The 14,283-nt window shown below is 55.1% G+C and carries 3 protein-coding genes; all 3 read right to left on the reverse strand.

Features of this window, described 5'->3' with window-relative positions; translation table 11 throughout:
* The coding region (locus WC515_07905; protein ID MFA5147283.1) for a choice-of-anchor Q domain-containing protein at positions 1-2,038 on the reverse strand (2,038 nt) is incomplete at its 3' end.
* Positions 2,039-2,175: 137 nt separating this feature from the next.
* The gene (locus WC515_07910; protein ID MFA5147284.1) at positions 2,176-9,783 is read right to left on the reverse strand and encodes an Ig-like domain-containing protein; all 7,608 of its coding nucleotides are present in this window, start codon (positions 9,781-9,783) and stop codon (positions 2,176-2,178) included.
* Positions 9,784-9,794: 11 nt separating this feature from the next.
* Positions 9,795-14,264 (reverse strand): glycoside hydrolase family 9 protein, encoded by a 4,470-nt coding sequence (locus WC515_07915; protein MFA5147285.1) that lies wholly within the window; start codon positions 14,262-14,264, stop codon positions 9,795-9,797.
* Positions 14,265-14,283 lie beyond the last annotated feature (19 nt).

Consider the following 14,283-nt stretch of genomic DNA (forward strand, 5'->3'; position numbering starts at 1 on the left):
TACCGTCAATGTCGCCTGAGGCCATAGATTCGGGGGTGGCGGAGCTGAGTAATGCCCAGGTGCCAGTGCCGTACCTGGCCCATATACCGTAATCGGTGCCGAAGTCGATAACTATATCTACGAGGTTATCGCCGTCGAGGTCTCCCGTTACGATAGACCCCGGGTCCACATCGCTCACCCTGGTCCATAGGCCGTTATCACCGAGTATCCATATGCCGTAATCAGGCCCGAAGTCGATCACTATATCGTCCTTGCCGTTACCGTCAATGTCGCCCGAGGCCATCGCCTCCGGGGTAGCGGAGCTAAGTAGCGCCCATGTGCCTGTACCGTACCTGGCCCATATGCCGTAATCAGCGCCGAAGTCGATAACTATATCTCCGAGGTTATCGCCGTCCAGGTCTCCCGTTACGATAGACCCGGGGTCCACATCGCTCACCCTGGTCCATAGGCCGCTATCGCCTAGTATCCATATGCCGTAATCAGACCCGAAATCGATCACTATATCGTCCTTACCGTTACCGTCAATGTCGCCTGAGGCCATCGCCTCCGGGGAGGCGGAGCTAAGTAGCGCCCATGTGCCTGTACCGTACCTGGCCCATATGCCGTAATCGGTGCCGAAATCTATTACTATATCGCCGAGGTTATCGCCGTCGAGGTTTGCGATAAGGATAGGATAAGGGGTATAATCATCAATAGCGAATTCATACGCTCCGATATCGTATCTGCTCCCTTGCGGCCGGGAGGTGCCTTCAAAATCCGTTGAGATATCCACCGTTCTGCCGCTATCTATAGCGGGCGAGGTAGAAAGCAGACGAAAGTCATTGTCTGCGGGATTCAGGAATTGAGGGTCGGTGTTCCATATGTCATGAGGTGCGCGATCCGGGAAATCGGAATATATATCATAAAATAAATTGTTATCCTCCTCCACCGTACAAGTGGCGTCGGTGCCGATTGCGGTAACAGTGGAATAAAAGATATTATTATATATTCTGCCGCTGCTTTCTTCCCTTATGCCGACACCGATACCTTCCGGGTGGCCGTTCACAACGGTCTCTATGTTGAAAAACACATTATTGGCGACAAGCACATCTTTTACGTTTTTCATCACGCATATTCCCCATGAAACACCGTCCTTGAATATATTGTTTTTGATGACGATGTTGTTTACATAGCCCGTACCTTCGCCCTCGTCCATGATCATTGCCCCTTGATTGAAAAAACCCTCAATTATATTTCCTTCTATTGTTACATTGCTTGCGTACTCTCCGTTTCTCGTAAAGGTTTGAAACCCGTCTACATGGGAGGCGCCCACTTCAGATAGGACGGCACCGTGAAAGTGATTCGATGAAATGATTATATTATTTCCAAAAAACCTGGAATAATCGCAATCAAGAAAATGCCAGCCCCCCGCAGGATCCATAGTTGACCACTCATAGAGCCGTTCCACTTCGTTGTGTTCCACCACCCAATTATCGCCCTGCACATGGATCCCGGCCTGGCAGCGGTATATCTTATTGCCGGCTATATAGCAATTATTAAACCACGGCTTTCCCCAATATCCGCCGATCGCGGCATTACCTTTAATCTCGTAAATATAATTATCCACAACTTCCACATTGTGGCTGCGTATAAGGATCCCGGGGCCTTCGATATTCCCCGGGTTTGAGTTGGTGATATTAAAACCCTCGATGCGCAGATAATTACAAAAGAGGGTGTAAAAACCCTGGATGGTCACGCTTCTTCTCGGCTCGGCTCTAAAAATTATCTTATTTTCCGCGTTTCCTGAGTGGCCTTGTGTAAATGATATCCTTTCGTTATAATCGCCGGGATTTACTATAACGATATCTCCTGCTACCACGGTATTGGCTGCTTTCTGGATGGTTAACCAGGGAAGGGCTGCTGTCCCCGGATTGCTGTCGCTCGCAGAAGGGTCGGTATTATTAACATGGTACGTCACAGCTTCCGCCCATCCGGCAAATAACGCCAGGGCGCATAATACTGCAAAACCGTTAACAAATTTTACAAGTGTACGTTTCATAAATTGCCTCAACCCTGTTGTGCGGCAAGGTCATGCGGATGGAACTCCAGTACCCCGTATCCCGCCGAAATTGATGATAAGCTTATCTCCGCCATCTCATCGAGGCCGTTTTCGTCTATATCTTGAGCGGCTATAGATTAGGGACTTAAGTCATGGAGCCGCTCCCAATCACCATTACCGTACTTAAGCCAGATACCGTTCTCTGTGCCGAAGTCGATGACCAGGTCGTCTTTGCCGTCTCCGTCAAGGTCCCCGGCGGCCATCAAGTCGGGGCTTACGCCGCTCACCAGGTCCCACGTGCCGTCATCGTGCCTGGCCCATATGCCGTGATTCGGGCCGAAGTCGATGATGATCTCGGCCTTCGAGTCGCCGTCTATGTCGCCCGAGGCCAGGCATTCCGGGTCTACGACGCTTATAAGGTCCCACGTGCCGTCATCATGCCTGACCCATATGCCGTAATTCGGGCCGAAGTCGATGATGATCTCGGCCTTCGAGTCGCCGTCTATGTCGCCCGAGGCCAGGCATTCCGGGTCTACGACGCTTATAAGGTCCCACGTGCCGTCATCATGCCTGACCCATATGCCGTGATTCGGGCCGAAGTCGATGATGACCTCTGCTTTCGAGTCGCCGTCTATGTCGCCCGAGGCCAGGCATTCCGGGTCTACGACGCTTATAAGGTCCCACGTGCCGTCATCATGCCGTACCCATATACCATATTCCTGGCCGAAGTCGATGACTATCTCATCCTTGCCGTTACCGTTCACGTCCCCGGCGACCATCGATTCGGAGCTTATATCGCTTATCATCTCCCATGTGCCGTCCCCGTGCTTAACCCATATGCCGTGGTCCTGGCCGAAGTCGATCGCTATGTCATCAAAGTCATCGTCATCGAACCTTCCCGTGGTGATAGCTTCTGAATCGAGGCTGTTGAGCTCCTCCCAGGAGGCATTATTCATGTAGAGCCATATGCCGCAGGAGGGGCCGAAGTCGATGACCAGGTCGTCTATGCCGTTTGCGTCCGTGTCGGCCCCGGTCATAATCTCGGGGCTCATTATACTGAGTCCGGCCCAGGTGCCGTCATCGTACCTTATCCATGTGCCGTACTCTGAGCCAAAGTCTATCGCCATGGAATTTTTGCCAGCGGCATTTAAGCGGCCGATGAAGAGAGGGAGGGGGTATGCGGAAGATACGGTGTCGACATATTCATATGCGCCTATATCGAACCCGGCACCATGCGGCCTTGTGTTACTATCCAGATCGTCCGTGATCTCGCTCAGCGCAATGCCGGCGTCGATGAGAGGCGAGGTGGATTGCAGGTGCAGGTCCCACGGATCCCTGTCGCCGGAGGGTATGAGAACGAATTTCGGGTCCGTATTTTTATCGTTTACGGCAGATGCGCCTCTCGTGCCTTTTATCCGGAAATAGGCATTATATCCTACATCCATGACCGGCTGAGAGCCGTCCACCGTCAGATAATAATGGTTGGTCAGGTTCCAATTACCGTAGATGATATTATTCTTTACTTTTATCGTGCCGGAACAGCCGTTGATCTCTATTCCGTGAGGAGTGCGGGTATTATCCCAAACTACGGGCGATGTGCCGGGTATGAGCGTGTTATGCTCGATGGTCGCGTTCTTAACGGTTATCAGATTGATCGGCTGGATGACCTGGATCACGTTATTCGTGATGGTCACATTCTGTACGGTGCCGGGCGCATCTATATATATCCCCTGTGTGCACATCTCTGTATTGCCGGATGGCCCCGGGTCCAGTAAAATTATGCGGTTTTTGTCAAATGTGAGATTGGATCCCGTCTCACAAAGCTGGATGCCGTCTATGTGCGGCGCGCCCGCGATATTGCTGTTCCCCGGGTCGCTGAACCTTATGTCGTGGATGTAATTATCTTTGAATATATGGCCGATGCCTTCCACCTTGATCCCGTCCGCATCCGACCCGTCCACTGTACTGATGATGGGCCATAGAGGGTTCTGCACGACCCCGCTTATATCGTTCTTCTCTACCCTGTTATTCCGTCCCTTTACCAGGATCCCGCAGTATGTTCCCGCGCGCACGATACGGTTATTCGTGATCTTATTGTTGCTGAGATTATTGGACGCGCTTCCGGACCAGGTGTCTAACTGGATGCCGGGCCACACGGTATCATGGATATAGTTGTTAAGGGCCTCGCAGGATTGCGCGTCAAATAGCGTTATGCCGGAACCGTTGAGCTCATCATCCGCCGCCGGGTTGGTTATTTCGAACCCGTCTATAACGATATATGAGATCACGCCGGAGGATCTCTTGACGGTAAAACCTCCGTTCACCACTGCGCCGGGACCCGCTGCCCTGAAGACGGTGGGGGAGGCCGCGGATAGGCCGGATTTATTTACAGCCACCCTTTCCGTGTAGGTGCCGGCAGAGACCAGACAGGTACTGCCCGCAGGCATGGCAGTGGCGGCCTTCTGTATCGTCTTCCACGGAGTCCCTTCCGAGAGGCCGTCGTTGGCATCGTTGCCTGAATTGGCGTCGACATAGTGGACCTTTTCGCCGATCACTGTGATCGAAACGGTAGCGGTGTTGGAATCGTCAAGGCCGTCATTTGCCTTAAAGGTGAACGAATCGGTGCCGCTATAGTCAACTGCCGGAGTATAGGTGATATCAGGAGGTGTGCCGGTCAATGACCCGTGCCCCGGGTCCGAGACTATCGTATAGACAAGCGGGTCGTTATCGTCATCGGCGGCCCCTAAAGCGACCGCCTTTGCCGTATTTCTAGCAGTCGAGACCGATCGGTCGGATGCAGAAGGGGCGCGGTTGATATTATTTACGGTGACTTCGATATCCTTGCTAACCGAACCTGTGCCGTCAGATACTTCTACGCGGATGATGTGAGTGCCGCTATCGGTGTATGTCGTAGTATAAGGTAGCATTGTCACCCAATCGCTATAGGTATAGGTCAGGGCATCACCGTCTATATCGGTGGCTTTCTCGAGCTCTGCGCACGTGATCGTATCGGCCTCATTCTTCACAAGGGTCGACGGGATACCGCTTAGATCGGGGAGACCGTTCATTGCAGATATCGTGACCGATACAGTTGCTATATTCGAATCGTCCGCGCCGTCATTTGCCTTATAGGTAAAGGTATCGCTCCCTTCGTAGCCGGTGTCCGGTATATATGTAAGGTCAGGCGCCGTGCCTGATAACGACCCATGCCGGGGATCGGCAACTATGATATAGGAGAGAGTATCTCCATCGGCATCGGAGGCGGAGAGGATGAGCGGCCTCGGTTCGTTCCCGGTCATGGTGAGCGATAGGGAATAGGCGACCGGGGGCGCGTTCTCCATGCCTACCGCGAGCGATATCACCGCGACGTTTGAATCAGTATATCCGTCATGCACCTTGAAAGAAAATGAGTCGGTGCCGGAGTAGTCGGTATCCGGGGTATAGATGAGTTCGGGCGCTATCCCGCTCAGCGTGCCGTGCGAAGGCCCTGACGTGATGGTATAGGTGAGCGGGGCGACCTCTTCATCGCTGGCGTTGAGCGTAACGGGAACGGCCGTATCCTTTGTCGTCTTTATAGTATCGGGCTGTGCTACGGGCGGTTCGTTCGGCGCCGTGTCGCCTCTCAGGATATTAAAGACCGCGGCGGTGGCCGTCTGGCTGCCGATGCCGAATTCATTGTATCCCACCTGCGTGTTCTCATCGGCCCAGCGTCTGAAGACCGGATACGGCTCACCGACCTGCTCGATCGACGGATAGTTGTTCCTGTCGCTCTGCGCCTCGGCATACCAGGCGTTTGAGAATGTTGCGTGGGCATAGGCGCCGAAGACGTGGATGCCCGGTATAGGATCATCGACGTTATCAAATCTCGATTGATTATGCAGGGGGTCTTTCGGGTATACGGTGCCGACCCCGGAGATGAATGATGTTGATAAGGGATTTGCGCCGAGCACGATATCCGCATTGATGCAGGCCGCGTCGTAAAATCGTTGATCGCCCGAGACGAACCAACCGAGAAGGAGTATATATGACTCGCAGGTATTCTGGCCGAGCGTTCCCCACCCTACCCATTCCGGGACGTCATGGCGGGCGCTTACGCGATAGACGCTCGCCTCCGTCTTCTTCCTCAGATCCTCAGAATTCTTTATGAACGTATTCCTGATACTTGTGCGGGTCGACTCGTTGACATCCGGCCACGTAGAGCGCAGGTATGCCCATTGCCCTTCCTTTCCGGAATGCTGGAAATCGTTCCATCCCCATCCGCTGACGAGCGTACTGGTGTTGTAAAGGGTTTCGTAGTATTCGCGGTACTCCGTTTTTCCGGTGGTGCGGTAGAGTTCAGCCGCGAGCCACGCACGGTTATCGATATCCTCGGGATCGGGATACGGTCCGGAATGGTGACCGGCCGGTACCTGGTATCCCCCGACCGGCACCTGGGTCGGATGCTGTTTCAGGAACTCCCAGGCAAGTTCGGCGCGGCGCAGATACTCCAGCGATAGCGCCTTGTCGAACCGTTTCCAGACACGTGCGGCATTGGCGTAGATCGCCCCGGCTAGTGCCGTATCTCCGGTCGTTTTCGCCATGATGTAGCGGACAGGGTATCCGCCGATGTCCGACGCCTCCGGCGTGCCTGCCTCCCAGGTTTGCGCAACGACTTTATTATAGACGCCGCCGTCAGGTGCCTGCATTTTTACTAAGAAGTCGATCTCCCATTTTGCCTCATCGAGGATATCGGGGATGCCATTGCCGCTCTCCGGGATATTCCAGTCTTCCTTGAACTTATTCGGCGCGATCTCGTAAGCGGTTAGGAGCCGCCATACAGGAGCGCAGGCGGACGTCACGTACTTTCCGTAGTCGCCGGCATCGAACCAGCCGCCTGTCATATCTACCATGCTGGCTGCGGGCACGGCGGCGCGGTCTTTGATGATGAGCGGGCAGACGGTCTCGCCGTTATAGAGCGGCGAGTCGAGCAGGGATTCATGGAATGCGGCGTCGATCGAGGCATCGTGGTCCATCGTCCGGACGAATCTCGGATCCGAATATGGTGTCTCGAGCGGCTGACCGCTCCGGTCATAGTAAAATACGCGCGAAGTGTGGTATGCGGTCTTATTAAGCGCGGCGGGCCCTATCGTGAAGGGATAGCTGTAACCGTATCCCTTCAGGTATGCCCTGTAGGTGCCGCTCGCGGTGATGTCGCTGAAGTCGAACGTATATACATCTTCTCCGGAGAGGAAGTAGTTGGCCGCCTGCAGCACAAGCGGGATGCGCCTGACCGTATGGCCCGTCCCGGCATCGCGGATCTCGATCTCCGGCGTGACCTTCGGCAGGCGCATCTCGCCGAATGGGACCGCCGTGACGGCGAGGATCGTCGCGTCATCGAGTGACTGCGTACCTATGCCTTTATCGGTTACGGAGACCATCGCGCCGTTCGTGCCGGCCGCCCACCACTGCCGGTTCTCAAGGAACGCGACAGAGTGGAGTGTTTCGGTTGTACCGCTCGATTCTACCTTATATGTCAGGCCGTCGCGGTTTATGGATAAGAGCGTTCCGTTATCCCCTGCGGCGTAGGTATTTGCAGGCGGACGGTTAGGGTTGATAGCCAAACCGCGGAGCGTCACATCTACCATGCCGGAAGATGCGGCGATCTTAAGCCCCCATTGATCTACGATGATCGTCCCGCGGGCCCCGACGATCGTCTGTACGCCGAAACCCTTCCGGCCTGCGACCGCATAGAGATCTTCGGTAGTGATGGTCTTTGAACTTTTCCATGTCGTGCCGTCATACCTGATGATGGTGCCGCTGTTCCCGACGGCGACCCCGTCATTGTCACTCCCGAACCAGACGGAGCGCAGGGTGACGGAGACGGGGCTTGTTACGTTTTCCCATGCGCCATCGCGGTATCGTATTATCGTGCCGTTGGCACCGACCGCCCATCCGGAGTTCGTCATACTGAAAGATATGCCGTACAGGTCCTGGCCTGTCGGAGAGGCTACCTGGCTCCAGGCCGTACCGTCATAGTGGACTATCGTCCCGCCGTCACCGACAGCCCAGATATCATCCTCGCGCGTAGCGGCGACTGCGCGAAGCGTCGTCGTGACAGGGCTTGCCATACGCTGCCACCCGAGCTCTTTGTCGTATGAGAAGATCAACCCTTCCTCTCCGACCGCCCAGGCGCCGCCCCCGAGGTCGCCAAAGTACCATCCGACGTATCCATGTTTCGGATGGCCGGGTATGTACCCCTCCTGGTTGATCTTGATGAACGGAACAGTGCGGTCATCGGTGTAGGTGAAGTCGAACGACACCGGGACCAGGGCGTTGCCGGCAGTGTCATTTATGCCGTTCACGCTCAATGTGTAAAGGCCTCCCTCCTTTAGGGCATCGCGGAAGTATAGAAGGATATCGTACCTGTTCGTGGGATTGGTGATATCGGCGCCGGGCTCATGGCCGAGGTACCGGATATGCGCGCCTGTGTCGAGCGGAACGGCCCCGGCGGCGTACGCAGGGTCATCCGCGCTCGCGAGGAGATAATTCGACCTGATACGGGATGCAGAGAGATCATAGCGTCCGTCAGTGGTGATCCGGATGATATGCTCGGTCTCGACCGTAATACTTTCGATGTGCAGAGGCGTTGTGTCCCTTAACTGCATCTTATCGACATAGTAAGTCCTTTTTAACGGATCCAGATTAAAATATATCGTCTCGCCCCCGGCAAGGTCCCAGGTGTCCGTGACGAAGTCGGATAGAGGGATATGTACAAGCCGATAGGTGTTATCTATAACGCCGCCTTCTATATATTGTTTGATCGGAAGCGTGTTGCTATTCATGCCCGGCCATTTATTCAGACGAATGGTCGGGTCCCCGGGGTCTGCGGACGGCGACCTGAAGTAGAACTCCAGCGCATCATAAAGCATGAAATTAGAGCGGTATGCCGGGCTCTGCAGTTTGATCGCAGGGGAGTGCCAGTTGTCGGGCGTCAAGAGCAACCCGACGCTGCCGTCGAGCCCTTCCCCCGGGCTCTGTATGACGTATTGGCTGTTCGGCGTGGTATATGAGCCGGGTTCCCCGTCATATATGGGGAGGAAGCCCGGTTTCACCTTCAGCGCAACTCCCTCACGCCGGACCGTGACCGTCACCGTTCCCTCAATCGAATCCCCCTTACCGTCATTCGCCGCATAGGTGAATGTATCCGTGCCGTTATAGTCAGCGGCAGGAGCGTATGTCAGACCCGGGGCGGACCCTGATACGGTACCATGCTGCGGACCGGATGTGACCCGGTAGACGAGAGGGTCCCCGTCCGCATCGCTGCCGGTAAGAGTAACGGCCACAGCGATATCTTCATCCGTATAGACGGCAAGGTCCTGCACGATCGGTACCCTGTTATTATCGGTTACCGTGATATTCACGCCTTTGGTATCGATCCCGCCGTTCCCATCATCCGCAGTGAGCGTTATCGTATATGTACCTGCCTGGGTATAGTCGGGAGTCCAGGTGAAGGTGTTGCCGCTGAACGTTGCCCCGGAAGGCAGGTCCGCTGCGCCATATGTGATGGTATCATTATCGGCATCAACGGCGCTTACATCAAAGGTAAGGGCGCTTCCTTCGGCGACGACCTTATCCGGGATCGGGTCGAATACGGGCGGGAGCGCGGACGCTGCCGGTATGGGGAAGAGGTACAGCGTTATGACGCATACGGCCGTCATTACGATATCGCGCAGGACCTTGTGTTGTATGGAACTATCGTTATTCATCTTCATCCTTTTTAATTTGGGCTCAGGTCGTTTATCTTTGCCCAATTGCCGTTGCCGTATCTGACCCATGTGCCGTGCTGCGTGCCGAAGTCGATGACCAGGTCGTCTTTGCCGTCTCCGTCAAGGTCCCCGGCGGCCATCAAGTCGGGGCTTACGCCGCTCACCAGGTCCCACGTGCCGTCGTAGTGCCTGGCCCATATGCCGTAAGAGGCGCCGAAGTCGATCACCATATCATCCTTGCCGTTACCGTCAATGTCTCCCGTGGCAATAGATTCCGGGCTTGCATCGCTCACCAGGTCCCATGTCCCGTCGTAGTGCCTGGCCCATATGCCGTAAGAGGCGCCGAAGTCGATCACCACGTCGTCTATATAGTCACCGTCCATATCTGCCGCGACAATACATTCGGGGTTTACGTTGCTTATCATCTCCCATGTACCATCACCGTGTCTTATCCATATGCCGTAGGCATCGCCGAAGTCGATAGCTACATCGTCAAGGTCATCGGTATCGAACCCGCCTGTGATGATAATTTCGGAATTTACACCGGTGAGCTGTTCCCAGGAAGCATTGTTCCTGTATATCCATATACCGTACGGGGAGCCGAAGTCGATGATCAGGTCATCTATGCCGTTCCCGTCTGTGTCTGCCCCGGCCATCGTATTCGGACTTAACCCGGCGAGCTGTGTCCATGTACCGTCATTGTACCTTATCCATAAGCCGTATTGCGACCCGAAGTTTATTACTATGTCGTCCAGAGGATCGAGGACGGCGGTGATCATCCGCGGCCCGGCAGCGGAGGTGCCGGGATCCAGTAACATCGCGAAGAGCGTGCTCTGTCCGGCCTGGACGCCTATGTCGAATTCATTGGTGTTGACAAAGCTGTGTATATCGGCATACCTTCGCATAAGCGGGTGGTCACCGAATTGCGGGTAGAACATATACTCTCCGAAGTCATAATATGCGTTGCCGGGCAGATACCCCACCGGACCATATACGGGTATCCCCGGAAGAAGCCCCTGCCCGTCCATGAGCAATGCCAGGCTGTCAGAGTGTAAAGGCTCCCGCGGGTGACGCGTACCGAGTCCCGTGATCCAGGCCGTTCCGTACGGGTTTGCGCCAAGTACGTAGTCAGCCGATAAACTGATGGCATTGATATATCTCTGCCTCTCTTCGGCGCTGAGCGCCCGGCGTGGCTCGGCCATCAGCCGGGAATATATTGAGCTCAGGTGAGCGCCGGCGCTTGTGCCGGCCCCCCAGTCAGGGTTTGCGGATGTGTAGCGGCCGTTCCTGTGGGCATGGTTGCTGTCTACCCTGAACAATTCGGCAGCGGCGTGGCTATCGACCTGGTCAAGCACGTGCCCGGCGATGACGGAGTCAGCCCCGGGGGCCATAACGTAGCTCAGCATTTGATCAGCGGTAAATTGCTGGCCGGCCTCAGAGTAGGAACCGGGCCACGGGAAAAATTCGACCACCTCCACCCACCCTGTATGCCAGGTATCCCACGCGTCCCACACGGCCCTCACCATATCCCTATATCTTGTCTCACCGGTCAGGGCGAAGAGCTCCCCCGCCGCGAATATCAGAGGGTTCCCGCAACGGGGCTCCAGCGGCGCGCCATAGAGCGAATTGGTCGTCTCGTCGTCCATGAGCGCGAAATCATAAGCGGCAATGGCGCGGGCCCTCAATTCAGCCGATCTCCCGGCATCGAAAGGAGCGACGATCCGGGCCGCCAGGGCGAACATCCCCGCAACGCGCGCGGAATGTTTCCTGTCCTTGGAGTATGTCCAGTACGGGTCATTATTCTCGTCCGCATACTCGATCGGAGGATGTCTGTACGATTCCACACCCAAGCGTATGCCGCCGTCATTGCGTCGTTTTGCCTCCGGCTCAGGGTTGAAACCGTTATATTCGAAATCCTGCAACTCTTCCCATGCCTTCAGGCTGTAGAGCGCTTCATCCAGTATGTCAGGGATCCCGTTACCGCTCTCCGGTATATTCAATTGACTATCGGTAAATCTTTCCGGGGACAATTCATAGGTCCGTAAGAGGGGGAGAGGTATAAGCCAGTGGAATAATCTTATATCGAAATCTCCGGCATCATGGTGGCCGCCCCTCAGGGTCCTCGTTACGGTTGCAGGAGTGTCTTCGGCGAACATGCTCAACGGATCGCTCTGCTCGGCATCATAAACGACCGGATGGTCCTGCGGCCTGGGGCCGAAACCGGTGAACGGTTCTTTCATCTCCCTTCCCCAGCGGTTGTATGTCATGCCTCTTATGGTTGTGAGGAACGCCTTAAAGACAGCGGCTTCGCTCACTTTTGTGGGCCATGAGACGCCTACGCCCGGTATCCTTATACGGTAGACCGCGTCCTCATTATGCGGCAGTGAACTCAGGTCTATCTCTTTTACCTGTCCGCCCGAGTCCGTGTCCGATTCCTGCCTCAGGGCCAGCGCGGGATTGAGCCCCGGCAACGCCGCCCTGTTTGAGATGGGATCGGCCGGTTCAGTCAGTATCTCAACGGTCGAAGGGAAGGAGTCCAGAGAGAGGGCTCCGCCGTCACCCAGCCACCACGAGACATAAGCGTACCTTTCCGTAGCGCGCGGAGAATAACCTACCTGGTTGATCTGTATTACCGGTGTCTCGAGATACCGGTCGCTGAACGGCAGATAAAAGCCCAGGTCCTTCGGGCCTGTAATGCGCAGGAGATCGCGGCTTCCCACTTCCTGGTCCAGGACGAGGTATATGATATGGTCCACATCAAGGTAACACTCATCGCGCCAGTTATCCAGATAAAGCTGGGCGACCGGTATGGAGTTCCTGTATATGGCGCTTACCCCTATCGATGTTCCGTTGGCTCGCGTCACCGTCCAGGGCCCGGCCTGCCACTCAGGGCCTTCATAACCTATGATCTCATCGACTCCCTGGTCATACCAGTCATTATCCGGCGAGAATGAATGGACGTGTTTATTTTCCAGGGTGAGCATGATTATATTCGGCGCGGCGAGATGTACCTCCCTGAGCGGAGTGTCCAGTGAGGCGCGCGGGCCGCCGTCTGTGCGCACATGAAGGTTCTTTACGGCAACCACGCCGCTGTCCGATCTCTGTTCTATCCGTATGAATACGTCTGTGGCGGCCGATACGCCTGTTATGGTATAGGTGTCCGTTTCGGGGCTCAGCGAAGCCACTTCTATACTGCCCGGGAGGGGGCCGTCTTCGGTATCGCCCGGCTCCGGTCCTATGTATATGCTTGTGCCGGTTATCTCGGCGCCCAGGCCCCACGAAATAGCGATCTTGCTTGAGGAGCTGTTCACGCTGGCCGGCAATACGAATGTGGCCCCGTACGGCAGACCCTCTGCCTTCAGGGCCACCGTTTTCCTGGTAGCGTTTATATCGTCCGATGAAATGACGAGAATGCTATCCGCCGTCCCTTCAGTTACCGGCGTGAAAGTTATAGGGATCTTACGGCTTTCGTTCGGCGGTATCGTCACGCTAGCGGGAGCGCTGAATACGCTGTATGCCGCGGAGAGGTCCAGGTGGAGGTCCTGGTTTCCGCCGTTAAAGGCCTCGATATTCCAGTGGATACTTTGTCCTATCGGGATCTTGCCGAAGCAGACTGAGTCGTCTGAAAGTTCGAAAATGGACCCCATGCTCTTTCCGTATAGAGGTATGTGCTTCTGGTAATCGCCGAATACGTTGGTGCCTTGAAGTACAAGCGCCGCCTCTTTTTCGCCCACAGTCGCGGGTAAGAATTTGACGCATATATCTGTGCTTCCTCCCGGGGCCACCGTGAAAGGCACCGATTGTGTCGTGGAGAAGGCGCCGCTGCCGGTGCCTTCAAATCCTACGGTATTGATGACCATCTCCGATTCTCTATAATTTCTGAGCGTATATGTATTTTCCAGGGCGTTATTTATCTGTACGGCGCCGAAATCGACGCCTTTTTGGACCGCCCATATCTTGTCTATAAATATTGTTATGCCGTCATTCGGTGATATAAAATGAAGTTGTTCGATATCGTCAAGGCGGTATTCCGATTTCTTCATAAGGTCTATGGGGATCCGTACGAGACGGTATGCGGTATCGAGCGGACCGCCCTCGATATACGGGTCTATGCTTACCACATTGCTCATATTGGGCCAACCGTATACAGAAAGGCCGAATGTCTTACCCTCCTGGTCGCACTTTGCGTAAAAACATACTTCATCATACGCGGATATGTTCGCTCCATTAGACGGAAGGCCGCTCAGTATCAGGGCGGGTACCTGGCCCCACTTCGCGTTGGGGCTTCCCACCAGGCAATTTTCTCCCTCATATGGATCCATGGGGAGGATGTCTCCCCAATCGACCCTGGCGTCCGCCTCCCCGTCCCATATGACGTATGTCCACTCTTTGGTGCCCGCGACGTCGGCAGAAGCTGTTTGGCAATAGAAGATCAAGGCCAGAAGCAGTATTGCGTTTTTTTTGTATATCCTGTTATTCATTTGGCGCCTCCGTAATGTC

It is taken from the genome of Candidatus Omnitrophota bacterium (assembly GCA_041650805.1).
In the GTDB taxonomy this organism is placed as follows: Bacteria; Omnitrophota; Gorgyraeia; order 2-01-FULL-45-10; family 2-01-FULL-45-10; genus JBAZKM01.